This window comes from Leptolyngbya sp. AS-A5 (assembly GCF_039962495.1).
Classification (GTDB): domain Bacteria; phylum Cyanobacteriota; class Cyanobacteriia; order Leptolyngbyales; family Leptolyngbyaceae; genus Leptolyngbya.
In genome coordinates this window covers 33339-57672 of sequence record NZ_JAMPLL010000013.1, presented here as the reverse complement: position 1 = coordinate 57672, position 24334 = coordinate 33339, and the positions used below count along the sequence as shown (strand labels likewise).

Here is a 24334-nt window from a genome sequence, read left to right as displayed (position 1 = left end):
AGTTGCGCCATGACTCAGCCTGTAATTGCCTCAACGCTTCTTCTCACCGTTCTATTAATGATTGGGCTGTTTTTCTTCATTCGCGCCTCAGTCAAAGATCGAACTCAGGAGGTGCGCTTGCTGTCTGACCAATCCGAAGATTCTCTGCTGTCTCAGTTGCGCTCCTACTTCGGGCAGCGCTCTTATCGAGTGGCGGCGATCGACGCAGCGAATAATCAGGTTACATTTGAAGGCGTAGTTCGCCCTAGCGTGTTCCTAGCAGTCTTTCTGTCCTTGCTTGCCTCGATCGGTGTACTGTGCTTTGTGCTCGTCCTCTCGATGGTGCTGCCCGACTGGTCAAATTTTTGGTTTGGATTATTGCTCCTGTCGCCCTTGGCAGGAGTCTTTTACTGGAAAGGGGCAGGGCGAGTTGAGCAGGTATCGCTTAGAGTAGAGCCGAGTCTAGATGCCGCATCGCGGAGCGTGATTACTGTAAAGGCACACCGGGATGAGTTAGCGGAGTTGCAGCGATTTTTAGAACTGAAATCAGAATAGCTCTGCTTCGGATCTAGCACCGTCAGACCGATCAAATGTAAAAGCTCCCTTCGTTGCGTTGAAGGGAGCTTTTATCAGATGAATGCTTTATATTAACTTGCTCAACTGAACCTGTAACAAAATTTAGCTACAGTTGCACTTCGCATTCAGAGCAAGCAAAGACCGATAAGCCGAACCATTTAAAGGTTCTGCCAATGGCAAAAACGTCTATCGGCTCCGGGACGGAACAACGACAGCATCCACTTCATCTTCAGAGGTTCGCAAGCTGGGGAATAAGAAATGATTTTCTTCCACATATTGTGCGCCAAATAATCCCTTCTCTGCCCAGAAGTATCGATCCGTGGTATGCTCATTTCTCTTGACCAGCAACAGCGCGGGCGGCACGATGCCTTCAGAGTGAATGAATTTGCGAGCAGCAGTAACGGGTTTATCTTCGCCACACTCAATGCTAAATTGAGGAACGCTTTCTAAAATCCGTCTTCCTTCCTGCCGCCGCCGACTCTTGCGTTTACGTCTCCTTGCCAAACCCTTTACCTCCTTAGGTTCCAAACTGCCGAAACTTGTAATGATCGTTACAAAACCCGTCGCAACTATATCAGCTCCCGCCCTAGACTTCAACTTCTCTTAACGCATCTATACAAAGTCTTAATTTTCTTTTTCCGAATTCCTGCTAGGTCATCAAAAGGAGTGGGGTTACACTCACAAAAGTTAAGACAAACGGATGCAAAAGGTTGGGGATCAGAGCTATCTACTAAATTAATAAGAAAAATTACTTATCGTCAATCCTTATTTTCCTAAAATCTGCCGAAGAAGAGATGCTAATGCCCACAAGTAGCGAATTCATTGAGTTGTGTCGATCGCAAATTGCGTTATTGACTCAGGCACTGGGGGCATCGCTCAGCGTGATCTATCTGACGGAAGAATTAGTTGAGAGTTCTCAAGCGCGTTTGATGCCGATCGCAGCTTACCCAGAAGCGGCTGGGACGCTGGATACGACTCAACGGCTGGCGCTCCCGGCAGCCGTTGAGTCGTATCCAGAGGTGACGACATCGAGCGGACTAACTCAGCCAAAACAATTAGTTTTGCCGCTGATTCATGAAGAATTAGTGTTCGGGTTGCTCGTGACCGAGCGTGAGGATCGTCCTTGGACAACCTGGGAGCGATCGCAGGTAGAGCGCATTGCCAATACATTATCGCTGGCTTGCGTAATGGATCAGCGGGCGCAGTGGCTCGATCAGGCTCAACGGCAACATCGATCAAGGCAATCTCAGCAGCATGATGTGTTGGATAATTTGCTGCACCAGTTAAAGAGTCCACTGACGGCACTCCGCACGTTTGGAAAGCTGTTAGTCAAGCGGATGCAGGCGACAGATGCAAATCGTGAGATTGCAGGCAGTATTTTGCGGGAAAGCGATCGTTTACAGGAGCTTTTACAGCAGTTTGACGAGGCGATCGACCTCGATTCCGTGGATGTGTTGGCGGAGGATGCCTCGCTGGTGAGCCGTCCGATTCCTTTGCTGCCCGCAGGGGTGCTGACCACTTCTAGTCTGGAGTTGATGCCCTGTTCGGTGAATGAGATTTTGCTGCTCCTAGTTGAAACGGCAGGCGCGATCGCGCAAGAAAAAGGGCTGGCACTTAGAACCGAAGTTCCAAACCCCCTCCCCCTTGTTTCTGCCAATCCTGGGGCGCTGCGTGAGGTATTAAGTAATCTAATCGATAACGCTTTGAAATATACACCGTTAGGCGGAGAGGTGCATATCCGGGCAAATCATAGGGACGATTATGTGAATGTTTGGGTTAGCGATACGGGATATGGAATTCCGCCGCAGGATTTAGAGCGGTTATTTGAGCGGCATTATCGGGGAGTGCAGGCGGATGGTGATATTCCAGGGACAGGGTTGGGGCTGGCGATCGCTCGCCGACTGATTGAACAAATGCACGGGTCGATTCAGGTGTTTAGCCCATTAAAAAGCGAGGGCTGGATCGCTCAAGACGACCACCCCCCGCAGCGAGGAACAAGTTTTGTTGTGAAGTTGCTGAAGAACGAAGTTGAGGAAACCCTCACAGGTAAGGGTTAGGAGCGCGGTAAGGTCAAGGCGCTGGTGAGGCGGAGATTTAGATCCGAGTTAGGACGGATGGAAATTAAATCAACGCGATCGCCCCCAAAGATCAGCCCTGCCAAAGCACCGACTCCAGTTCCAATCAAGACTTCTTCGGCGCGAATATTACGATCGCCCGTGACGGCAGAAATCCCTGCAGCAGCAGCGCTACCCAGCACCGCATCCTTAAGAATTGTGCCTGTACTTGCACCACGACGCACCGTTTCTGTCGTTGTAATCGGGTCAGAAGTTGCCGCGATCGCGACTCGCTGGCCATTTGCCAGGATGAGTTCCGAGGCGGTGAACTGGGCTGCACCTTGAGAAACCGTGAGCTGACCAGCAATTTGGCTACCCGATGGAATCAAAACTGTTCCGTCAGAGGTCACAATGTTTTGAGCCACGGTGAGCGTAACCGGGGTGGGTTGCGGTTCGTTTTTCGCAAGCAGGATCTTGTCGGCGCGATCGTAGCGAACCGGGATTGCAGTTCCAGCAGGAATATTGATCGCTTGAGGCTGCGTTGGCGCTTGACCGACAATGTAAGGCGATTGAATTGCGGCGACCTGTCCAGAACTGACTAATGCCTGATAAACGAAGGCAGCGACATCCGCACGGGTTGCGACTTGGTTCGGGTTGAGGAAGCGGACATCCGGGTAGTTGACGACAATGCGGCGTTCGGTGGCGGCGGCAATGCTGTTGCGAGCATAGCCAGGAATGTTGGACGCATCGGTGTAAACCTGAAGCACAGAGTCAGCAGGTTGAGTGCTAGCGTATCTCAGACCGTTTGACAGAGACACCAAAGCTTGAGCACGAGGGATATTGTCATTCGGTCGAAATGTTCCGCCTGGAAATCCTGCAAGAAATCCTGTTGCATAGGCGTTCCGAATCGCTTGAAGTCCCCAATAATTGCTGGGAACATCAGAGAAATTGATCGGTGTATTTACTCGTGGCGCATTCGGAAATGCTTTGAGAAGAATTGCAGCGAATTGAGCGCGAGTCACCGGATCATTCGGGCGAAATGTGCCATCAGGAAATCCAGCAATAATGTTACGAGAAGCCAATTCTTGAATAAATGGAGAAGCCCAGTTATCCGAAGCAACATCAGAGAAGGCTGCTTGAGCCGAAGCAGGTGCTACCATAATCATTGGAGCTGCTGCACCTGCGATCGTACCGAGTGCCAAAGTCAAAGCTAAACCAGATTTTACAGTGCTATACATAGGTAGCTGTTCCCAAGCGAGAGAGAGTTTTTTCTTGTTAGTTACGTAGATGTTTGAATGAGCTAAAAAGTTCCTGCATCCGGCTAAAGAACTATCTTTAACTTTGTTTGAAGTGCAGCATTTTGGCTCAGTTCTCTACGCTTTATATTCAACAATGACCGTTAGGTTTCCGCAGAAGTTTCTGAACTTAGGACAGTTTTCAAAGTGGTTGAGGAAGCTAGAAATTTGAGGGATTCAACGCCTGATTTTTTAGGTACGATCGAGAGCAATTTTTGAGGAATCAATGGTGTCTGAACTGCCGCGCTATGCGTCCAAATCTGTCCGAGAAGCGGGCAAACAGTTTTATGTCGATGCGAATGGCGATCGTATTCCCAGTGTGACCACGATTCTGAATGCGACAAAGCCGCGTGAAGACCGAGAGCGCTTATTTAACTGGCAGCAGCGAGTTGGAGTCGAGCAGGCAACAGAAATTACCAAAACCGCGAGTCGGCGCGGCACCGGAACGCATCGCTACATTCAGAAATTCCTGCAAGGGCAAGAGGTCGATTGTCCAGAGACCATTCGCCCGTATTGGGAGAGTGTTGAACCTGTGCTGAAAGAGATCGAGCAAGTGCGATTGATTGAAGGGGTGGTGATTCACGATCAATTGGGATATGCCGGAGTGGTCGATTGCGTTGCCAGTTATGAAGGCGTGCCCTGCATTTGTGAATGGAAAACAAGCGATCGACCCAAGAAAACGGTCGATCGCTTGTATGATTATCCACTTCAGTTAGTAGCATATTGTGGAGCAGTGAACCAGCTATATCGCGAGTATAGCCTCAACCTCTGTCATGCCTTGCTGGTCGTTGCGATTCCGGAAACGCCTGCGGAGATCTTTTGGTTTGAGCCAAGCGCGATCGACGAGTATTGGCAGCAATGGGAAGCACGAGTGCAACAATACTGGCGACGATTGGGATATTTTCGGAACTAGCTCAGCATCTCCGAGAGATAATCGGCAGTGGCTTCAACAAGGGCGATCGTATCTTCGTACAGCATTCGAGTCGGGCCTAAAACGCCAATGCTTCCGACGGGAACCGTTCCGCGATTGTAGGTCGATGAGATTAATGAGCAAGCCCGAATCGGCTCTAGTGGATTTTCTGAACCAATCCGAATCGAAACGCGCCGACCGTCTGAATCGGGCTGATCAAAAATGAGTGGTACAAGCTGATCTTGTTCTTCTTCAAGCAGTTGCAGAATCATTTGCACTTGATTCAGTTCTGAAAATTCTGGGTGTCTTAGCACTTCCGAAACGCCGCTAATCATCAACTGCGACGGTAAAGCCGATTGTGCTAGGCGGTGTAATAGATCCGCAAGCACAGAAGTCAAGAGCGAACTATAGCGATCGAACTCCCGCCCCAGTTCGCCCCAGTCTAACCGCTGGATTTCTGAGAGCGATCGACCGCGCAACTGTTCGGATAAGAAGTTTGAAAGAATTTTCAACTCTCGATCGACGCTTTCGGCATCAAGATCTGAGGGCGGTATCTCCATTAATACCGATTGGGTTTCGTAAGTATCCGTTACCAGAATCAGCATGACGTGAGCCGAATCAACCTGGATCAGTTGAAGATGCCGGATTTGCGTTGTGTTCGTCATTGGCAGGGTGACGATTGCAATATAGCCGCTCAGAGTTGAAAGAATTTGCGCGGCTCCTTTGAGGACGGCTTCAAAACTCCATTTGTCCCAGTTGAGGCGATCGCTCAGGATTTGCTCTAGTTGAACAGCGATTCCTGGCGAGGGTTGAATCAACTGATCGACATAGATCCGATAGCCCGAATCTGAGGGCACTCGACCTGCTGAAGTGTGGGGCTGAAACAGGAGTCCGACTTTTTCCAGGTGTCCCATCGCATTGCGGATTGTGGCAGAACTGACGCTGAGATTGTACTCTTTGACCAATGCGCCTGATCCCACAGGTTCTGCCGTGGCAATGTAATGCCTCACGGTTGCCCAGAGAACTCGTTGTTGACGGTTATTAAGCGGAGGATTTAAGGACATTTTCAAGAACGATCGCGTTTTATCGGATTGAGACTAAGATAGCATTTCCCTTATTTTTACTTTAGATTTGGGTCACGCATCGTAGCAAAACCGACGGAATCGTACTAATACCGGGGAATTGAGCGATCGACCGCCGCGGAATAGGCGTCGATTCCACCGGAAATGTTTTTTACATTGGTAAATCCTTGCTGAGTTAGCCAGTGGCACATCTGCGCCGATCGTACTCCGTGATGACAAAGCACTAAGGTTTCCGTTTCTGGATCGAGCTTGCTGTGAATTTGCTCTGACCATTCGGAGAATTGGCTGAGCGGCAGGTTTTGAAACGGCTGGAGCGAGGCGGTTTCTACTTCCCAGGGTTCGCGCACATCGACGAATTGAATATTGGGATTATCGAGGCATTGGGCGAGGTCTTGAACAGTGATTTGAGAAAAGGGCATAGGACGGAAATTGGCTTGGGTATATGTCCCGTATTTTCTCAAAAGATGCAGGGAAAAGGTGAGTAGAACTATGGATGTCGCAAGTTGGGCGAGCGACAAAATAGTTTTATTCCCCTAGCTAGGTGTTAAACGATGAATTCTATTGTGAGGAGTACGATCGTCGCTCCGATTTGAGCGACGATCGCGATCGCAGCCTCGAGTGTTGATGTTGCCCCGGCTCATGCGTTAGCGATTAATGGAGCGTCATCTGGAATTTCAAATCCGGCTCAAACGATCGATTTCAACGATCTTACTGTTGGTGATACAACTGTCATTACCAACCAATACCCAGGAGTGACATTTTCCAACCTTTTCGCTTCGACCTGGAGCAGCGGTAGTAATATCACTGGTCGAAACTTGACAAATTTCTCAAGCGGTCTTGGTTCTGGTGCACAAAATCCTTTTTCTATTCGATTCAGCACTCCTCGGAGCGGTGCAGCGTTCGCAATGGTAACTGTGGCAGGAACAGCAACCTTTACTGCTTTACTGAATGGCGTAGCGGTAGAAACATTCAATGCTAATACTGGCTTCTCTGGGTCTAACAACTTCTATGGATTTACAGGAAGCAGCGGATTTGACGAAATCCAAGTTTCCATCGCTAGCAGCGATAATGGAGGGGTCATTGACACTCTCCAAATCGGGGCTGCCGCAACGCCTGTACCCTTTGGATTTACGCCACTTCCAGGGTTAGCCGTTTCTGGTCTGCTGGGTGGAATTCACCGTCTGCGTAAGCAATTTGCCAAGGAGCGTGCTGAAGCTTAAACCAGTGAAGAAGCGATCGTGCTAAGGCAATCGAGCAAAGCTCAGTGTTTTTAGCACGATCGTTCTCAAGAAAAGCGCAACGTTGATCGGTAAACACGGGTTTGATGAGCAAAAATAGCTCAACGATGTACTAAAACAGTTCATCGGATCACTGAAACAGTGCTCGCGATCGCTATTTCAGTTCACGCGATCGCTAAAATAGCTCAGCGATGCACTAAAACAGCGCTCCGGATCACTAAAACAGTTCACGCGATCGCTAAAATAGCTCAACGATCCACTAAAACAGTGCTCGTGATCGCTGAAACAGTGCGACGATGGGCAAAAATTGCTCAACGGAGAGAGATCGCAACTCAAACGATCGCTGGATCACGATAACTAATCCCCGCCGCCATCTCCGGTTGCTGCCTTCTGCGCGGCAAACCGCTCCTTAAATTTGCGCTGCTGAACGTTGTGATCAATGATCGGTCTGGGATATCCGGCTCGATCGCGCTCCTCTAGCGAAATCTTGCCCGAAATCAAATCCTCAGTCTCAACGCTCCGCAACTCTGGCAACCATTCGCGAATATATTCCGCCTCCGCATCAAACTTCTTCGCTTGACTGGCAGGATTAAAGATTCTCAACGGCTTTGGATCCATGCCGCTCGACGTACTCCACTGCCAGCCGCCATTATTAGAAGACAAATCGCCATCATACAAGCGCTGCATGAAATACTTTTCACCCAAGCGATAGTCCACGAACAAATCTTTTGTCAGAAAGCTTGCCGTAATCATCCGACAGCGATTGTGCATCCAAGCGGTTTCGTTCATCTGCCGTATCGCCGCATCGATAATCGGATATCCCGTCCGCCCTTCGCACCAAGCCTGAAAATACTTTTCGTTATTGTCCCAGGGAAACGTCTTCAGCACCGGACGATAAGCACCCTCAGCTAATTCAGGGAAATGATACATCGCGTGTTGATAAAACTCGCGCCAAGCAATCTCCTGCCGCCAAACTCGAATATCATCGGTTTCCCCCCGATGCTCTGCCGCTTCCACGGTCGCCGCCCAAACCGTCCGGACTCCAATCACGCCGAACTTGAGCGCCGCACTTAAAAGCGAAGTTCCAGGCTGAGCGGGAAAATTGCGCTGTTGTTGATACTCGTAAATCGCACTCGCACAAAACTCTTCTAATCGTTCCTGTGCTGCCTGTTCACCCGGATCAAGCATCAAAGCATTGTCCCAGACATAGCCTAAGTCTTTTGCCGAGGGAAGCGGAATGATCCCTGCTGCTTGTTCCCGCTCGGCATCGGTCAATCCTTCTGCCCCTGCCAAATCTGCAACGGGAGACGCTTTCGATCGACTGCTCCAATTCTTCCAAAACGGCGAATAAACCGTATAAGGCGAACCTGTGCCTGATTTGATGTCTTCCGGTGAATGGAGCAGTTGATCCCAAAATCGCTGCACTTCGATGCCGCTTTCATTCAGCGCATCGATCACCGCTTGATCGCGATCGCGTCCATACGGCTCCACATCCTGATTCAAAAACACCGCCTTAGCACTGATCGATCGTGCCAGTTTCGGAATCCCTTCCTTCGGATCAGCCTGAATAATCAGTAACTCACTCCCCGCCGCCGCATATTTCTCCTGCAACGATTCCAGACTGCCGATCAGATACTTCACTCGCGCAGGAGCCACATCATCGCGATCGAGAATCAACGGATCAAGGCAAAACACGCCCACGACTTTTGGCGATCGTTCTCTTGCCTTGGATAGCCCCAAATTATCTGAAGCTCGAAGATCCCGACGATGCCAAAACAAAATTAAATCAGACATAACCTACGAACCGAGTAACAACGATCGCGCTAATAAGAAGCTAGAAATCGACTTAGAATCCGCGATATCTCCAGCGTAGATCGCACTCTCGACTTCCTGGGGAGTCATTAACACTGTTTCCATGTCTTCATCCTCATCTTGAGCAGGCGGATTCTCGACGACAGTGGCTTCTGTCGCCAAAAACGCATAGATAATCTCATCCGAATAGCCTGGAGCCAAAAAGAACTGTCCAAGCTTCTTCCAATTTTCCGAGGTGTAGCCTGTTTCTTCCTGAACCTCGCGCTGCACCGTTTCGAGCGGATCTTCTCCCGGTTCAACAGTGCCTGCCGGAAACTCATACAATCGTCCCTTCGCCGCAAATCGATACTGCCGCACCAGCACAAGCTTGCCGTCAGTTGTCACCGGGATTACCAATGCACCGCCCGGATGACGGATACATTCCCAATCGCCCTCTGATTTATTCGGCAATCGTAAACTGTTGACTTCAAAGTTAAACTTGCGTCCTTTGTATAAAAGGCGCTGCTTTAGGAGTTGAGGAGGTTCTGATCCGAAGGACATAAACTTAACGAGGTGAAGGATAACTCAGAGCTTTCGCACATCAGACGCATCAATCGATCGCGCTAGTTCCAAGATCGATCGATTCAACACTGGATGCTGCCAAGCCGGAGCAATCTCAGCCAGAGGCACCAGCACAAAGGCTCGATCGCTCATACGCGGATGCGGAATATTTAGCACTTGCGCTTGAAAGATTCCATCTTCAAATAGAAGGATATCTAAGTCAAGGGTACGAGCATCCCATTTCTGCTGCCGAATCCGCCCAAATTCGCTTTCAATGTGCTGAAGCTTTGCGAGCAGTTCTAGGGGTTCTAATTCAGTTTCAAGAATCGCACAGCCATTGAGATAATCGGGTTGTGGCGGACTGTTAGGGAGCGTCACAGCTTTGGTTTGATACCAAGACGATCGCGCAATCACATCCTCTAACTGACTCAATGCAGATTCTAGAATCGAGCGTGAATCTCCCAAATTGCTACCGAGCGCGATCGCATATTTCATCAGACGATAATCCAAAACTTCCCTGTTATAGTCAAGAGTATCGCTGCATTCTGGACAAGCTGATGGTACATCCTGCCTTTACTGAGATTACCGATGAAGAACTAATGCAAATGAGTTCCAAAAATCCTGAACTGCGATTTGAACGTAACGCAGATGGGAGTTTAGTCACGATGCCACCGGTTGGGGGAATTTCAGGAGATCGAGAAGCGTCTGCAATTAGCTTTCTCTACGTTCACGTTCATGGGCAAGAATTAGGCAACGTTTTCAGTTCTAGCACTGGATTTCGATTGGCAAATACAGCAATTCGCTCTCCAGATGCGGCATTTGTCGCGAAGGGCCGATTACCTCAAAACTGGAAACAGCAAGAAGACAAATTTATCGCGATCGCACCTGATTTTGTCATCGAAATTCGATCGAAATCCGACTCCCTCGAAGAGTTAAAAGCCAAAATGCAGGAGTACATCGAGAATGGGGTGCGCTTAGGATGGCTAATTGATTGTAAAAACAAAACCGCTTTTGTCTATCGCGTCGATGGTTCAATCACGCAATATCCTGAGTCTGCAACTTTAAGCGGTGAAGATGTCGTTCCAGGATTTTCTTTAGCGCTGAAAATTCTGTTGTAACTGCGTCAATAAATCGAGGGCACAAAGAATTGTTCATTGATCGGGGGACGAACATAATCATCGGGAGCAGCCTGACGCGGCGTTAGCTCGATCGGTTCAGGAGTCATATCGGTATACGGAACTTTGCTCAAAATATGACTGATACAGTTGAGACGAGCACGTTTTTTATCATCCGCTTCGACCGTGAACCAGGGCGCTTCAGGAATATTTGTGTGAGCAAGCATTGTATCTTTTGCTTTGGAAAATTCCACCCAGCGATCGCGAGACTCCAAATCCATCGGACTCAATTTCCATCGCCGCATCGGATCAATTGCCCGTGATTGAAATCGCCGCTCTTGCTCCTCATCGCTCACCGAAAACCAGTATTTCAGCAGCATAATCCCCGATCTCACCAGCATTCGCTCAAACTCTGGGCAGGAGTGCATAAACTCTTGATACTGCACTTCGGTACAAAAACCCATGATGTGCTCGACCCCAGCGCGGTTGTACCAACTGCGATCAAATAGCACAATCTCACCTGCTGACGGTAAATGCTCTACATAGCGCTGGAAATACCATTGGGTTTTTTCGCGATCGGACGGCGTTCCTAACGCCACAACCCGACACCCACGCGGATTCATCGGATCGGAAATGCGTTTGATCGTGCCCCCTTTACCCGCCGCATCTCGCCCTTCAAACAGAATCACCAACCGATATCCAGTGTGCTTGATCCAATACTGCATCTTCACCAGTTCGGCTTGTAAGCTGCTCAGTTCAGCTTCATAGAATTCTGAGCTGAGCTTTTTTGCTTCATGAGTCTCAGTTGTATATTGTTTGTGTTTTTTATTCGGTTGATTCATGGAGACACTGAGAACAAACACTTCATTTCAACTTACAACACCCCATACTGAACAATACTGAAAAGAATCTGCATGTTTAAACCGATGCTTCAGTCTCTATTGTTTTTCGTCTTAGCTGGACTATGTGAAATCGGGGGCGGCTATCTATTTTGGCTCTGGTTGCGTGAAGGAAAAAGCGTTTGGTTTGCAGTAGTTGGCGTGATCATCTTAGCGACCTACGGAATTGTGCCAACCTTGCAGCCTGTCAATTTTGGCAGAGCTTATGCAGCTTATGGGGGCGTGTTTATTGTGTTGTCGATCGCTTGGGGCTGGATCGTCGATCGCGTTCGTCCTGATTATTACGATTGGCTCGGAGGCGCGATCGCGCTCATGGGTGTGTTGGTGATGATGTACGCACCTCGACACTAGAAGCGCGATCGCGCCTTGGAACTATCGCTGCAAACTCCGGGGATCGAGCGCGTCGCGCAATCCATCTCCAAGCAAGTTAAACGCCAACACTGTCAGGACAATCAAAACAGCAGGCGGCCACACCAACCACGGTTGTAGCACTAAAATTGAGGCGTTGCTTGCCAACGACAACATATTTCCCCAGGACGGATCAGGCTGCTGAATTCCAAGACCAATCAGACTCAGAACCGATTCCGCAATGATAAAACTCGGAATTTGCAGCGTTGCCGAAATGATCACATAGGTTGCGGTTTGCGGTAGAACGTGCCGAACAATAATGTAGAGCGATTTTCCACCCATTGCCCGCGATGCCTGCACAAACTCACGCTCTTTAATCGAAAGCACTTGCCCCCGAATCACTCGCGCCAATCCTGCCCAGCTAATAAACGACGTAATGAAGATAATCAGCAAAAACCGTTGAGCGCTTGATAAACCTGGGGGTAACACCGCAGCCAGTGCCACCAAAAGATAAATGCTCGGAATCGTCATCAACACTTCGACAATTCGCATCAACACCCCATCAATCCAGCCGCCAAAGTAGCCAGAAATTCCGCCGATTAACATTCCGATCGGAAACGACAGCGCAATCCCCACCAATCCGATACTGAGACTAATTCGACCGCCATACACCAAGCGGCTAAACAAATCCCGCGCCTGCTCATCTGTCCCCAATAAATTAAATTTCCCTTCGCCAGTCGTGCCGAACAAATGCAGATTGCCAGGAATCCCTGGAAACAGTTCAATTTCTTCAAACTTCGGATCGCTGAGTGAAAACTGGGTCGGTAACGGTAATCGAATTTGAAAAAAGCGGTAAGGCTCACCTTGCACAAACAATCTCAGCGGTGAAGGCTTCGATCGATCGACCCGCAATTCGCGATCGCCCGTATTCACATCTACCGGGCCTTGCGTGGTCGGATAGACGTGCGGGCCAATGAAGCGATTATTTTGATCCGTCCAATAAATCTGCGTCGGGGGTAACAATGCACCATCCGTTTGAGGCTTACAAGCCCCGCTGGTAATCGACACCGTATCACACGGGCTATAGGGCGCAACAAACTCGGCAGCGATCGCCGAGAAATAGAACATCAGCAGCAGCAGCGCTCCAAGCTTGGCTAACGGATTTCTTTTGAGTTTCAGCCACCAGTCCATAGGTCAGAGAAGATAGGGGTTAACGCGAATCGTTGACGATGATTGTGACTTTCGGTTCGTCGTCAGGCTCAACCGAGAGCATGGGCTCCAGAATGCTATTTTCCACCGTTTCCGAGAAGATCGATCCCCGCTGCGGCGGCAAGTCAGGATTGAGGAGAATTTCGACGGTCGTTTTAACGACGCTGGTTAAAGGAATCGCCAAAATCACACCCAATAATCCCGCTACTCTAGCACCTACCAGCAGCGACATGAGGATGATGACGGGGCTGAACCCCGTTAACTCTCCTAAAATCCGAGGCGCGATCGCATTATCTTTTACCTGCTGAATCCCAATTGCAACCCCGACCACTTCGATCGCTAACCACCAATCAATAAACGCCACCAAAATCCCAACGATCGCAATTCCCAAACTCGCCCCAATAAACGGAATCACTTCCATCGCCCCGATAAACACGGCAAACACCAGGAAGAACGGCACTCGCAGCCACCAAAACGCGATCGACAGCATCACTGCCATAAACAGCCCTAACAGCAATTGACCGGATGCAAATCGCTGTAAACTATCGCGCATGGAGTTCGTTAGACTTTCCCGAATCGGCTGCGAAAAAATTCCCGTGATCCCGTTCCAAAGCTTCTTCCCATCTAGCACCAAGTAAAACGAGATCACCAAGATCAAAATAAAATCCAGCACCCAGTTAAACGTGCCCAGCACCAAGCCAATTCCGGTTGAAGCGAGCGATCGCGCCTGTCCTTGCAGTTGAGCGGAGAACTGCTGCTCAAGAAACGACAAATCAAAGCCTAAATGCCGCGCTTGGCTCCACGCTTGAAATTCCGAAATTTGATCTTGTCCTGACGCAATCAGATTTGGCAAATTTGCTGCGAGTTGTTGCGCTTGCTGAAGAATTGGCGGCGCGATCGTCACCGCCACCACACCAAAAATTACGCCAGCGAATAGGTAAACGATCGCAGCCGAAATCGTTCTCGGTAGCACTTGGCTCAGCCGTGAAACCGGATAGTTCAGCATAAAAGCAATCAAGCTCGCTGTGACTAGAACGCTAATCAGCTCACCAAAATAAGTGAGGGCGTTGAGCGTCAGCCATCCAGATACTAGAATCAGCAACCAAGTAATGAGAAATTGCTGAATGGGGGAGAAAAAACGATCCATGAGCAGGCGCGATCGAGTACCTTTTAATTCTGCCGCCTGATTTGGCGAATGGGTGGGAAATGCGATCGCGGCTTTCTACCTGAAGTTACATCCAATAATCATCCGCAGGTTCGTGCTCAACCACAAACACATTCGAGTAGAGATTCGCAATGATTTGCTTTCCTTGTTGCGTCAGCGACAGATAGTACAGCGCGTGTTTGATGTAAGGATAAACGCCTTGCCAGTAGAATTTAGGGTAATTCTTGCGTAAATCTCCAGGATGACGGTATCCCAAGGCTTTGTTGACCCCTGTTTCCTCGAATTCGTAGTAGAGGGCGCTAATTTTCTTCAGATAGCGGGGATCGCTTAATTGCCCGATCAAGTCTGAGGCGCGAATCAAGCCGGGATAGTTCATCGTGTCCTGGTGATCTTCGGCAGCGGGAACCGGAAAGCGCGTTAACTCGATATTCTGCTTAACGATTTCGGCGTTGATCAGTTTGTGTCCACCGAATCGCTCATCAATGAAGAGTTTGGCGCGATCGACATGATAGGGAGTCATCGCCGCATCCGACGATCCGGGCTGCACTGCCACCATTGCACCATCGCGTCCAGTTGCATACAAATTGTGTCTATCCTGCCGACAAACTCCCCGAACGTAGCCAATATCGTGGCAAACTAGCGAAATAATGAAGTGGAGCCAGTCTTCACACGACACGCCACCATCGCGAATATGCCGACCTCGCAAAATCTCTTGACCCACCAGAGTCACCAAGATCGAGTGTTCAACATTGTGATAAAGCGCATCGCTATTTGCGATATTTTCCATTGCCATCGACCCAACCCAGCCGATGATATCTTCATAATCAGACTTCCAGCCGCCATACGTGCGATGGTAGCCTTCCTTCAGCTTCTGAACAAAATCATCAATTAAGAGTTCTGTGGCGTTAAACATTTGGGGCGGTATGGCTAATTAACGCTTTTAGTTTTCCCGCCCCGCTTCACAAATTAAATATCGTGCTGAATCTCGTTTTTACTTTTTCATTACCTCAGCGACGCAGGCTTGAACGATCGAGTTTAATTCTTCTGGTGCAGCCTTGCCTTGTCCAATGCTGTTGCCGATTTGGGTGAATTGCTCAAACGAATAGGTTTTCTGAAGTTCTTCGATGCTACAGGTACAAATCTGACGCATCGCCTCGGAAGAAATGGTTTTGCTGTCCCCTTGCTCAACGCAAGTTTTCGTAAACACTTCAACTGCTTCGGCTGGATAGGGTGTCGTGTTTTGGGCGATCGCCTTTTGGGGCAGCACGGTTAGACCGCTGGCCGCAACCAAACCCAGTAAAGTCGAGAGCAGGTTGGATGAAAGGTTCATAAATACTGAATCTCAATGAATGGCTGATCGATATTATGGTTTTGCTCCGTTGAGGATCTATCTGCTCGGACAAAACTTTCAATAAACTTTAAGATTAATCGTTGGGGTAGAAGAATCTCTATTGAAATCAATCGGGCACTGGACAGTCTGCTCGCTTCGGATGTGACAAGATGGGGATGGTGTTTACCAGATGTTGCCGGATGTCTTTGACTGAGTTTGATTCAACGCTGCAACGATTGGGACAGGTGCGGTTTGCCCTGTTGCGTCTGCATAAAGCGCTGCTCGATGGAGAGCGGGTAAGGTATGAGCAGGAGTATGGACGGATTCGATCGAATACGGAGTTTTTTCAGTTGGTGCTGGAAAATGAATGGTTTGCCTGGTTGCGACCGATTTCGCAGTTTATTGTGCAGATTGATGAGGCTTTGAGCGCGAAGGAGCCGATTACACTGGCTCAAGCGGATGAGCTACTCGTTCAAACTCGTCAACTGATGCAACCGTCGCAAACCGGATCGACGTTAGAGCAGAATTATTATCACGCAATTCAGCGCGATCCAGATATTGCGTTTATTCATGCAGAGTTGGCAAATATGTTGACGGTGAAATAGTTCGACGGTGCGATTTCTTGCGTGGGTCTGTCTACGTTAAGTGGGTACTATCGCGAGAATTTACCAAATGAAGAAATTGAATGATCCACGGGTGCAGGGGTTGTATTTTGGTCTGAGCTTCGTGGATCATTGGTTTTTTGGCGGTGTGTAGGATGATGCCACTCTTACACGATCGCTTAAAGCAAATTTGGGGCTATTCAGAGTTTCGGTTTCCTCAATTTGAGATCGTTCAAGCGATTCTAGCTCGGCAGGATGCGTTGATTGTTTTACCCACAGGTGGCGGTAAATCATTGTGCTTTCAGCTTCCTGCCATCATGCAGCAAGGATTAACGATCGTTGTTTCTCCCTTGGTTGCACTGATGGAAAACCAAGTCCAAGAGCTACAGCAAAAACGTATTCCAGCAGCACTGCTACACAGTGAACTTTCAAGCTGGCAACGCAAACAAGTTCTAAATGCTATTGCAACTCATCGCTTACTGTATCTTTCCCCCGAAACACTGCTAAGTCCACCCGTTTGGCAGCGATTGATCAATCCCCAACTTAAGATTAATTCACTAATCATTGATGAGGCGCATTGTTTAGCTCAGTGGGGTGAGACATTTCGACCTGTTTACTATCGATTAGGCGCTGCTCGATCGACCTTATCGAACCATCGAAACCGCGTTGCGATCGCAGCTTTTACGGCAACTGCAAACCCAGCAACTCAAGCAACCATCCAACGCCTTTTACAACTTGAAGCACCGCAATGTTTTCGAGTGAGTCCGTATCGAGCGAATCTAACCTTGAAGGTTCAACCTGTTTCAACGCCGAAACAGCGCAGACAGAAGTTATTAGAGGTGATTCGCGCTCAAACTGGCTCAGGTTTAGTGTATGTACGATCGCGTCGAGATGCTGAAGAACTCGTAGAATGGTTAACTCAACAAGGACATCGAACCGCAGCTTATCATGCAGGCTTAAAATCAACCGATCGACGACAGATTGAACAGGCTTGGCTGAACGATCAGTTACGGTTTGTGGTTGCAACTTGCGCTTTTGGTCTAGGAGTTAACAAAGCTGCAACTCGATGGGTTGTACATTATCATGCTCCGTTGCTGATGAGTGAGTATGTCCAAGAGATTGGGCGGGCAGGACGAGATGGAAAAGCTGCGATCGCGGTTCTACTCAAAAGTAGTTGGCTTGATCCAGAAGATCGTCAGCGCTGGCAGTTCTTTGAGACTCAGGAACGCAATCAAGCTATCAAAGCACAGCAATTAATTCCGAAGCTACCCCAGCAAGGCAATATTGATGTGGTAGCGCGAGAGTTTAAGGGAGCAGCGATCGCGCTTTCTCTTCTGCACAATGCAAATCAACTGGCTTGGACTGATCCTTTTCACTATGAAATTCAGTCTAAACAAAAGCGATTGAAGACTTCGCACAATTCGACCCAATCCATGAAAGACTATCTCAGCACTAAAGGCTGTCGGTGGAGGTTTGTGTTGCGATCGTTTGGCTTTGAGCAGGATGCTGAGAACTTTGCTTGTGGTCACTGTGATCACTGTCGTTAACAGCAGAAGCTCAACAAGCCAGTAATTATGACTGTCGTGGAGACCCAACTTCTACAAGTTACACATTGCTGTGATGAACCTTTTAGAGATCATCAATCTCCACAAGCATTCTATCAACCGTATCCTTCAAACTAGGTAAGTTGTTCTGCACGATCGCCCAAACTAAGTTCAGCGACACCCGGAAATACTCATGCACCACAATGTTCCTGAACGCAATAATTTGCGCCCACGGCACTTCGGAGTATTGATTCATCAATTCGACTGATAATGAATTGGTTGCCTCTCCAATAACCTGAAGATGATGAACAATCCAAACTTGAATCAGTTCTTGTTCATCAAACGCCTGCTTTCCTTGATTCGCGTACCGTTCATTCGCTGCGATCGCACCAAAATATCCCGCAACCGTTCATCATCTCGCCTCATAACCGCACTGCCTCTGAAAGAACAGACTCTCGAATCCGTTCTTTCAACATATCCACCGTTGCAACATCAACCTTGCGCTGCAAAAGCCTTTCTAAATCAAGCTTTAGCCCTCCAGGAAACCAAGGCGAAATCCTTTCCAAATCGTAGTTAACCAGAAAATCGATGTCGCTGGTTGCTGTCGCTTCTCCCCGCGCAACTGAACCAAATACTCGGATGTCCAATGCTCCATGCCGTGCCGCGACTTCTAGGATCTGCGATCGTTTCTCCGATAAAAGCTCTTCAATTCCTAATCCCGTTTGCATTGTTTATACTCTAGCAATCAAGATTTTCAGATAGTTGCTTCTAGTTTAAGAGCTTCCTTTCAAAACCCTAAAGCCATCGGTAAATTCTGCAAACTTTATGACGATCGCAGTTGTGCCTGAATAAACTGATATCCGTGATCAAATCGGGAAAGCATTCGGCAATTCAATTGATTGAGTTCACCAATAATATTGGGATCATCAAAGTCTCTTGCATTGCGATTGAGAAAGCACGATCGCTGGGGTTGATTCTGCTGCAAATGATCCACCACAGAAGCATAGACGATCGCATCTTGAGGTCTTAGCTGATAAGTTAGCTCACAGGATGCGGCTTCAAGCAAGATGTCGGAAGTCAGTGGAATAATTTCAGCAAGGCTGATTAAGCGCGATCGAATTTGATTGAATCGTTGTCGCTCTTCTTGATTGCTTAGAGTAATGAGATCAGAGACATCTTGAATATTCCTAATCCGATCGCCATAAGAGACTGTCCGTGAAAGTTGAGCTAATTCAGCATTCAGTTGTTGCTGCAAATTCGTGCGACGAATGGCTTGACGGCTCAACTTTTCATGGGGTTCAGCCAAACTATAAGCCGGAATGATCAGCCCTGCCTGACCAGTTTGGCACAGACTTAAAACTGATTCACAACTTGTACACTGTTCCTGCTCAAAAGCCAATTCCAGAATAAAGTTCGTTTCGACGTAAATATTCACGCCAATTCCTCATACTGGAGTTGTCCTCCAGAGATGGCTGAATAGAGACCAGAATCAATCAGCCAGGATTGTGATTGATAGGATGTCTCAGCAAGATTTTTTGAAAGCGTCAGTTCGCTTAACCACGCACCAACCATCAGCGTAAAACTGTCGCTATAGATTTGCTCAGGCTGGATTCCTGTTCGTTCAAAATAAGGTTGAAAAATTGGAACAGCATCAATGATGTAGTCTGGTTCTCGATCGAATTGACCATCAGATTCAACCCACAGGAAGAGACGATCGGGAAAAGCCATCAGGAAATATGGAGCCTTTGGAGCTTCTTCATGAGCGAGAAGATTACTTCTAAATTTCGCAGCCCAATCTGGTGCAGCATTCAGTTTGGTTTTTACTTCAACCGCTACGACAAGTTGACCAGAGCGATTTCTAACTTCTATATCCCATTGAAAACCTAGATAAATCGACATCATTCGCCCTCTTCAAAGACGATTTACTCTATCATTCTGTCGCAAAACTTGAATCACCCACGATCGCCCGTCAAAATCAGTCAAAATCCTAAAGCCTTCTGCATCTGCTCTAAATCCAACCGATAATAAACAACCGAGAATTTTCCGAGGGTTGCCTTATGAGCTATCGCATGAATCGCCGCGCCTATGCCGAAACTTTTGGCCCGACTGTCGGCGATCGCGTCCGGCTTGCGGATACTGAACTGATCATCGAAGTCGAACAAGACCTGACCACTTACGGGGATGAAGTGAAATTCGGCGGCGGGAAAGTGATTCGCGATGGCATGGGACAATCGCCGATTACCAATGAAGAGGGTGCGGTTGATGCGGTGATTACCAATGCGCTGATCCTTGACTGGTGGGGCATTGTGAAAGCAGATGTGGGAATTAAGGATGGGAAGATTCATGCGATCGGTAAAGCTGGAAATCCCTATATTCAAGACAATGTAACGATCATTATTGGTCCTGGTACTGAAGCGATCGCCGGAGAAGGCATGATCCTCACCGCAGGCGGAATTGATACTCACATTCACTTTATCTGTCCGCAACAGATCGAAGTTGCGATCGCATCGGGTGTTACAACGATGATCGGTGGCGGAACAGGACCTGCTGCGGGAACGAATGCCACGACTTGCACTCCCGGACCTTGGTACATTCATCTAATGCTGCAAGCGGCAGAAGCCTTCCCGATGAACTTAGGATTCTTAGGCAAGGGAAATTCGAGCCAACCGGATGCACTCGAAGAACAGATCAAAGCGGGCGCAATGGGACTGAAGCTGCACGAAGACTGGGGAACCACGCCTGCGGCGATCGATACCTGTTTAAGTGTGGCTGATGACTATGATGTGCAAGTTGCCATTCACACCGATACCCTAAACGAAGCAGGTTTTGTTGAAGATACGATCGCAGCCTTCAAAAATCGCGTCATTCACACCTATCACACCGAAGGCGCAGGCGGCGGACACGCTCCAGATATTATCAAAGTTTGCGGTGAAGCGAATGTGCTTCCCTCTTCGACGAATCCCACTCGCCCTTACACCCAGAACACTTTAGATGAGCACTTGGATATGTTGATGGTGTGTCACCATCTTGATCCGAGCATTCCCGAAGATGTTGCCTTTGCAGAATCGCGGATTCGCCGAGAAACGATCGCGGCCGAAGACATTCTGCATGATATTGGTGCATTTAGTATGTTGTCTTCCGACTCGCAAGCAATGGGGCGCATCGGAGAAGTGATCATTCGCACTTGGCAAACCGGACACAAGATGAAAGTACAACGGGGAGCATTATCAGAGGATAGCGATCGGAATGATAATTTCCGAGCCAAACGCTATGTTGCCAAGTACACGATCAATCCTGCAATCACACATGGCATTGCGGATCACGTTGGATCGGTTGAAGTTGGTAAGTTAGCCGATTTGTGCTTGTGGCGACCTGCAATGTTTGGAGTCAAGCCAGAAATGGTAATCAAAGGAGGAATGATCGCTTGGTCACAGATGGGCGATGCGAATGCGAGTATTCCGACTCCGCAACCTGTACATATGCGTCCGATGTTTGGCAGTTTTGGTCAAGCGATCGCGCCCATCTCCCTTACGTTTGTTTCTCAGGCTTCGTTGAAGAAAGGTAGTTTAGATTCGCTGCATTTGAAACGTCGATTAGTTCCCGTTTCTGGAATTCGCAGTCTGACCAAACGCGATATGAAACTGAATGATGCACTCCCTCACATGGAAGTAGATGCAGAGACGTATCAAGTTCGGGCAGATGGCGAACTATTAACTTGCGAACCTGCAACGGTTTTACCCATGTCGCAACGTTATTTTTTGTTCTGAGTCATTGTTAAGATCAAGATATTGCAACCAGTGAGGTAGAGCATGAATCAACCCATTACTGATCGGATGCGGTGGACGATCGCAGATCTAGAGCTACCTCCGGAGGATGACCGACGATATGAAATTATTGATCGCGAACTCAAACTTCGCCTTTATTCAGCGCGAGGAGTGCGAGAGTATTGGATCATTGATTGGCAAGCTCAACAGATGGAGGTTTACCGCCGAGAATCCGCTACCCTCGTGCTAGCCGCAACATTGTTTCCGGGTGATGAGATCACAAGTGCAATGTTGCCTGGATTTAGAATGCCGATCGTAGTTCTATTTACCTAGACTGATCCTGAATGCAAGTTTCTATCTTGTCGATTGGTTTAATTGCCATCGATACAGGTTCTTCCGCGCCCAGAACAATGGTTTCGCCCTGATGCTCGATCGTTAATTTCGTTCCTTCTCGCAGCAAGTAAGTTGCTTTGTCGTGCGTAATCTCAACTTCTAACCGCTGCCCTTGTAAAATCAGCGCAAACTTCATCCGCTTTAAGGTCTTTGGTAGCCGAGGATGGAACGAAAACCCTCCATCAGAATCGCGTAAGCCTGCAAATCCATACACTAACACCATCCAGGTTCCGCCCATTGATGCAATGTGGCATCCATTTTCTACATTGCCTGCCACATCGCCTAAATCCATCAAGGTGGCATAGCGGGCATAGTCGATCGCTTGATCCATTTTGCCGATTTCTGCTGCAACAATGCTTTGAATACACACAGATAGCGAAGAATCACCTGTCGTTAGCGGATCATAATACTCAAAGTTCTGGCGCTTTTGCTCTCGCGAAAACTCATGCCCCAATAAAAACATTGCTAACACAATGTCAGCTTGCTTGATCACTTGATGTCGATAGATTACCAAAGGATGGAAGTGAAGCAGCAGAGGATACTTCTCAGCAGGTGTGTTCTCAAAATCCCAAACCTCTTGCTCTAAAAATCCATCGTGCTGTAAGTGAATGCCTAGCTTCTCGTCAAAAGCAAGATACATTGAGTCGGCTGCTCTTTGCCAGTCATCCGCTTCTGAAAGTTCAACTTGAATTTTTGCAGCTAGCGCAGCAAAGCGATCGGGATACTCATTGTGCAGTTGTCGCACCACTTTGGCAGCATACCAAAGGTTCTCTCTTGCCATCAAATTGGTGTAAGTGTTGTTATCAACCACAGTGTTGTATTCATCCGGCCCTGTCACTGCATGAATGCAGAATTGGTTGTTCGATCGCGGTGAGAAAAATCCTAAGCTAAACCACATTCGCGCTGTTTCCACGAGCATCTCTGCTCCAACCTGACAAAGAAACTCATCGTCCTGCGTGACTTTTACATACTTTTTTAGGGCATACATAATGTCAGCATCAATGTGATACTGAGCCGTTCCTGCTGCATAATAAGCCGAAGCTTCTTCTCCGTTGATGGTTCTCCAGGGGAACAATGCCCCTGCTTGACTTACTTCCTTTGCCCGCTGTCTTGCTTGATCCAACATTTGATAGCGGAACATTAATAGATTCTTTGCGATCGAGGGTGCTGTATAAGTTAGAAATGGCATCACATAGATTTCTGCATCCCAGAAGTAATGTCCGTCATAGGCTTGGCTGGTCAATCCTTTTGATGGAATTCCCGCTCCCTCTGATCGCGCCGAAGCTTGCAAAATGTGGAACAGATTAAATCTCAGAACTTGCTGTAGCCGCTCTGGTGTTTCATCGGGGTGATCGGGTGCGCCATCAATCTCAATATCACTGCGATACCAAAAATCATCGAGATAGTCACATTGGCTTTTCAGGAGTGCATCAAAGCCTTGTTTCGTCGTTCGATCGAGCGTCCGTTCTGCGCGATCGTGCAATTCCTGACTCGAACAGCGCCCCGAATGATGGTAAGTAATAAACTTGATCAATCGAATCGTTGCATTGGGCTTTCCATCAATGCTAAAGACCACTTTGCCATCATCTTCAGAACAATCGCTGGTGTACTCATAAGCACAGTCTGTCTCAAACTGATGATCGACACCACAGGCAACTGTCATGTGACTATTTCGAGTTTGGTGACTGAGAATCAATCGGAGATCGCGCTTGGACTGTTGTTGCGGAAGGAGAACCCGCTCTTTAAACTTCTTCGCCAATCTTGGATCGTTGCTGGTGCTACCGCCTTCTGGCTCGTAGCGGACTTCCGAAGAAATGACGATCGGCGCTTCTGCATTGAGCAAAGTGACTTCATAGGAAATCGCCGCCACATGACGCTGCACAAGCGATATCAATCGCTGCGATCGGATCAAAACCTGCTTTCCCGACGGCGTTTCCCAGAGAATTTCTCGATCGAGCGTCCCCGTCTGCATATTCAGAGCGCGTTCAAACTGCAACTTTGTTGCAGTCGGCAAATAAAATAGTTCATCATCAACATAAAGCTTAATCGGCTTACTGTCAGTCACGCTGACGATCGTCTGTCCGGTTTTCGCATAGCCATATGCCGCTTCCGCATACTCAATCTCATACGACTCATAGAAGCCATTAATGAATGTCCCGTTTTGCGCCACCGGATTGCCTTCCTCACACCCCCCACGCATTCCAACATAGCCATTAGCAGTAGAAAATAAAGTTTCCATCTGGGCAAGGCGTTGCGGGTAGAACTCAGTTTCAACCCACCGCCAAGGATCATGTGGATAAATGTGCTTTGGCGGATGGATCAGTTTACGATGTAGCATTGGGTCTAAGCGTATGAGAACAATGAACGCGAGTAATCGAATTTGCTCTCATCCTGTAATTTCGGGGGAATCGCTGCATCTGACTTTCTACATAATTTTGGCGATCGTGCTGATTTGCGTATTTCTTGTTTGAATAGGTAT

The 24334-nt window shown here is 48.3% G+C and carries 26 protein-coding genes and 1 pseudogene; 10 read left to right on the top strand and 17 right to left on the bottom strand.

Going from position 1 to position 24334, the window contains the following annotated elements:
* The first annotated feature begins 9 nt into the window (after positions 1 to 9).
* Positions 10 to 534, top strand: coding sequence for a cofactor assembly of complex C subunit B (locus tag NC980_RS15820; protein ID WP_190378109.1), 525 nt, complete (start codon positions 10 to 12; stop codon positions 532 to 534).
* 207 nt (positions 535 to 741) lie between these two features.
* Here NC980_RS15820 and NC980_RS15815 read toward each other — a convergent pair whose 3' ends face one another.
* The gene (locus NC980_RS15815; RefSeq protein ID WP_190378108.1) at positions 742 to 1059 is read right to left on the bottom strand and encodes a DUF3155 domain-containing protein; all 318 of its coding nucleotides are present in this window, start codon (positions 1057 to 1059) and stop codon (positions 742 to 744) included.
* Between the two features lie 296 nt (positions 1060 to 1355).
* On the opposite strand from NC980_RS15815, the gene NC980_RS15810 reads away from it, so the two are divergent.
* Entirely contained in the window at positions 1356 to 2612 is a 1257-nt protein-coding gene (locus tag NC980_RS15810; protein ID WP_190378107.1) for a GAF domain-containing sensor histidine kinase, read from the top strand.
* Here NC980_RS15810 and NC980_RS15805 read toward each other — a convergent pair.
* The gene (locus NC980_RS15805; RefSeq protein WP_190378106.1) at positions 2609 to 3847 is read right to left on the bottom strand and encodes an S-layer homology domain-containing protein; all 1239 of its coding nucleotides are present in this window, start codon (positions 3845 to 3847) and stop codon (positions 2609 to 2611) included. The two genes, NC980_RS15810 and NC980_RS15805, sit on opposite strands and share 4 nt — an antisense overlap.
* 283 nt (positions 3848 to 4130) lie before the next feature.
* Between NC980_RS15805 and NC980_RS15800 the strand changes: the two genes are divergently transcribed.
* Positions 4131 to 4817, top strand: a complete 687-nt coding sequence (locus tag NC980_RS15800) for a PD-(D/E)XK nuclease family protein (protein WP_190378105.1) — start codon at positions 4131 to 4133, stop codon at positions 4815 to 4817.
* On the opposite strand, the gene hrcA is transcribed toward NC980_RS15800, so the two are convergent.
* Both hrcA and NC980_RS15790 read right to left on the bottom strand, forming a co-directional pair.
* On the bottom strand, positions 4814 to 5878 hold the full coding sequence (gene hrcA, locus NC980_RS15795; protein ID WP_190378104.1) for a heat-inducible transcriptional repressor HrcA: 1065 nt from the start codon (positions 5876 to 5878) through the stop codon (positions 4814 to 4816). The two genes, NC980_RS15800 and hrcA, sit on opposite strands and share 4 nt — an antisense overlap.
* 104 nt (positions 5879 to 5982) lie before the next feature.
* Complete coding sequence (locus NC980_RS15790; protein WP_190378103.1) at positions 5983 to 6315, bottom strand: rhodanese-like domain-containing protein; 333 nt, start codon at positions 6313 to 6315, stop codon at positions 5983 to 5985.
* A 486-nt stretch (positions 6316 to 6801) separates the two neighbouring features.
* Here NC980_RS15790 and NC980_RS15785 point away from each other — a divergent pair, with 486 nt between their 5' ends.
* Positions 6802 to 7116 carry a hypothetical protein gene (locus NC980_RS15785; protein ID WP_190378102.1) on the top strand — a complete coding sequence of 105 codons (315 nt, stop codon included), beginning with the start codon at positions 6802 to 6804 and terminating at the stop codon, positions 7114 to 7116.
* 375 nt (positions 7117 to 7491) lie between these two features.
* Here NC980_RS15785 and NC980_RS15780 read toward each other — a convergent pair whose 3' ends face one another.
* From NC980_RS15780 to folK, 3 genes are read right to left on the bottom strand one after another with little or no spacing between them, the layout of a single operon-like run.
* Positions 7492 to 8928 carry an FAD-binding domain-containing protein gene (locus NC980_RS15780; RefSeq protein ID WP_190378100.1) on the bottom strand — a complete coding sequence of 479 codons (1437 nt, stop codon included), beginning with the start codon at positions 8926 to 8928 and terminating at the stop codon, positions 7492 to 7494.
* Positions 8929 to 8931: 3 nt separating this feature from the next.
* Entirely contained in the window at positions 8932 to 9486 is a 555-nt protein-coding gene (locus tag NC980_RS15775; protein WP_190378099.1) for an NUDIX hydrolase, read from the bottom strand.
* Between the two features lie 24 nt (positions 9487 to 9510).
* The gene (gene folK / locus NC980_RS15770; RefSeq protein ID WP_190378167.1) at positions 9511 to 9981 is read right to left on the bottom strand and encodes a 2-amino-4-hydroxy-6-hydroxymethyldihydropteridine diphosphokinase; all 471 of its coding nucleotides are present in this window, start codon (positions 9979 to 9981) and stop codon (positions 9511 to 9513) included.
* Positions 9982 to 10043: 62 nt separating this feature from the next.
* Between folK and NC980_RS15765 the strand changes: the two genes are divergently transcribed.
* Entirely contained in the window at positions 10044 to 10604 is a 561-nt protein-coding gene (locus NC980_RS15765; protein ID WP_190378098.1) for a Uma2 family endonuclease, read from the top strand.
* Between the two features lie 5 nt (positions 10605 to 10609).
* Here the strand turns inward: NC980_RS15765 and ppk2 are convergent, their stop codons facing one another.
* Positions 10610 to 11443 carry a polyphosphate kinase 2 gene (gene ppk2, locus NC980_RS15760; protein WP_190378097.1) on the bottom strand — a complete coding sequence of 278 codons (834 nt, stop codon included), beginning with the start codon at positions 11441 to 11443 and terminating at the stop codon, positions 10610 to 10612.
* Positions 11444 to 11527: 84 nt separating this feature from the next.
* On the opposite strand from ppk2, the gene NC980_RS15755 reads away from it, so the two are divergent.
* Entirely contained in the window at positions 11528 to 11851 is a 324-nt protein-coding gene (locus tag NC980_RS15755; protein WP_190378096.1) for a YnfA family protein, read from the top strand.
* Between the two features lie 21 nt (positions 11852 to 11872).
* Here the strand turns inward: NC980_RS15755 and NC980_RS15750 are convergent, their stop codons facing one another.
* From NC980_RS15750 to NC980_RS15735, 4 genes are all read right to left on the bottom strand, one after another.
* The gene (locus NC980_RS15750) at positions 11873 to 13039 is read right to left on the bottom strand and encodes an ABC transporter permease (RefSeq protein WP_190378095.1); all 1167 of its coding nucleotides are present in this window, start codon (positions 13037 to 13039) and stop codon (positions 11873 to 11875) included.
* 19 nt (positions 13040 to 13058) lie between these two features.
* Positions 13059 to 14204, bottom strand: a complete 1146-nt coding sequence (locus tag NC980_RS15745) for an AI-2E family transporter (RefSeq protein ID WP_190378094.1) — start codon at positions 14202 to 14204, stop codon at positions 13059 to 13061.
* A gap of 85 nt (positions 14205 to 14289) precedes the next feature.
* Entirely contained in the window at positions 14290 to 15135 is an 846-nt protein-coding gene (locus NC980_RS15740) for an Npun_R2479 family HD domain-containing metalloprotein (protein ID WP_190378093.1), read from the bottom strand.
* Between the two features lie 78 nt (positions 15136 to 15213).
* Positions 15214 to 15552: a hypothetical protein gene (locus NC980_RS15735; protein ID WP_190378092.1), complete on the bottom strand. Its 339-nt coding sequence runs from the start codon at positions 15550 to 15552 to the stop codon at positions 15214 to 15216.
* Positions 15553 to 15752: 200 nt separating this feature from the next.
* Here NC980_RS15735 and NC980_RS15730 point away from each other — a divergent pair, with 200 nt between their 5' ends.
* Together NC980_RS15730 and NC980_RS15725 are read left to right on the top strand one after the other, a co-directional pair.
* Entirely contained in the window at positions 15753 to 16157 is a 405-nt protein-coding gene (locus NC980_RS15730) for a hypothetical protein (protein WP_190378091.1), read from the top strand.
* A gap of 152 nt (positions 16158 to 16309) precedes the next feature.
* Positions 16310 to 17701, top strand: a complete 1392-nt coding sequence (locus NC980_RS15725) for an ATP-dependent DNA helicase RecQ (protein WP_190378090.1) — start codon at positions 16310 to 16312, stop codon at positions 17699 to 17701.
* 82 nt (positions 17702 to 17783) lie between these two features.
* Here the strand turns inward: NC980_RS15725 and NC980_RS15720 are convergent.
* The 4 genes and pseudogenes from NC980_RS15720 to NC980_RS15705 form a co-directional block, all read right to left on the bottom strand.
* Positions 17784 to 18124: pseudogene (locus NC980_RS15720) on the bottom strand (HepT-like ribonuclease domain-containing protein).
* The gene (locus NC980_RS15715) at positions 18121 to 18426 is read right to left on the bottom strand and encodes a nucleotidyltransferase domain-containing protein (RefSeq protein ID WP_190378089.1); all 306 of its coding nucleotides are present in this window, start codon (positions 18424 to 18426) and stop codon (positions 18121 to 18123) included. The pseudogene NC980_RS15720 and the gene NC980_RS15715 overlap by 4 nt, the downstream one beginning before the upstream one ends.
* Positions 18427 to 18521: 95 nt before the next feature.
* On the bottom strand, positions 18522 to 19133 hold the full coding sequence (locus NC980_RS15710; RefSeq protein ID WP_190378088.1) for a PIN domain-containing protein: 612 nt from the start codon (positions 19131 to 19133) through the stop codon (positions 18522 to 18524).
* The gene (locus NC980_RS15705) at positions 19130 to 19600 is read right to left on the bottom strand and encodes a hypothetical protein (protein WP_190378087.1); all 471 of its coding nucleotides are present in this window, start codon (positions 19598 to 19600) and stop codon (positions 19130 to 19132) included. Before NC980_RS15705 ends, NC980_RS15710 begins: the two co-directional genes overlap by 4 nt.
* Positions 19601 to 19755: 155 nt before the next feature.
* Between NC980_RS15705 and ureC the strand changes: the two genes are divergently transcribed.
* Together ureC and NC980_RS15695 are read left to right on the top strand one after the other, a co-directional pair.
* Entirely contained in the window at positions 19756 to 21465 is a 1710-nt protein-coding gene (ureC, locus tag NC980_RS15700) for an urease subunit alpha (protein WP_190378086.1), read from the top strand.
* Between the two features lie 42 nt (positions 21466 to 21507).
* Complete coding sequence (locus NC980_RS15695) at positions 21508 to 21795, top strand: Uma2 family endonuclease (protein WP_190378085.1); 288 nt, start codon at positions 21508 to 21510, stop codon at positions 21793 to 21795.
* On the opposite strand, the gene NC980_RS15690 is transcribed toward NC980_RS15695, so the two are convergent.
* Positions 21788 to 24193 carry a glycoside hydrolase family 65 protein gene (locus NC980_RS15690; protein WP_190378084.1) on the bottom strand — a complete coding sequence of 802 codons (2406 nt, stop codon included), beginning with the start codon at positions 24191 to 24193 and terminating at the stop codon, positions 21788 to 21790. The two genes, NC980_RS15695 and NC980_RS15690, sit on opposite strands and share 8 nt — an antisense overlap.
* Positions 24194 to 24334: the final 141 nt, after the last annotated feature.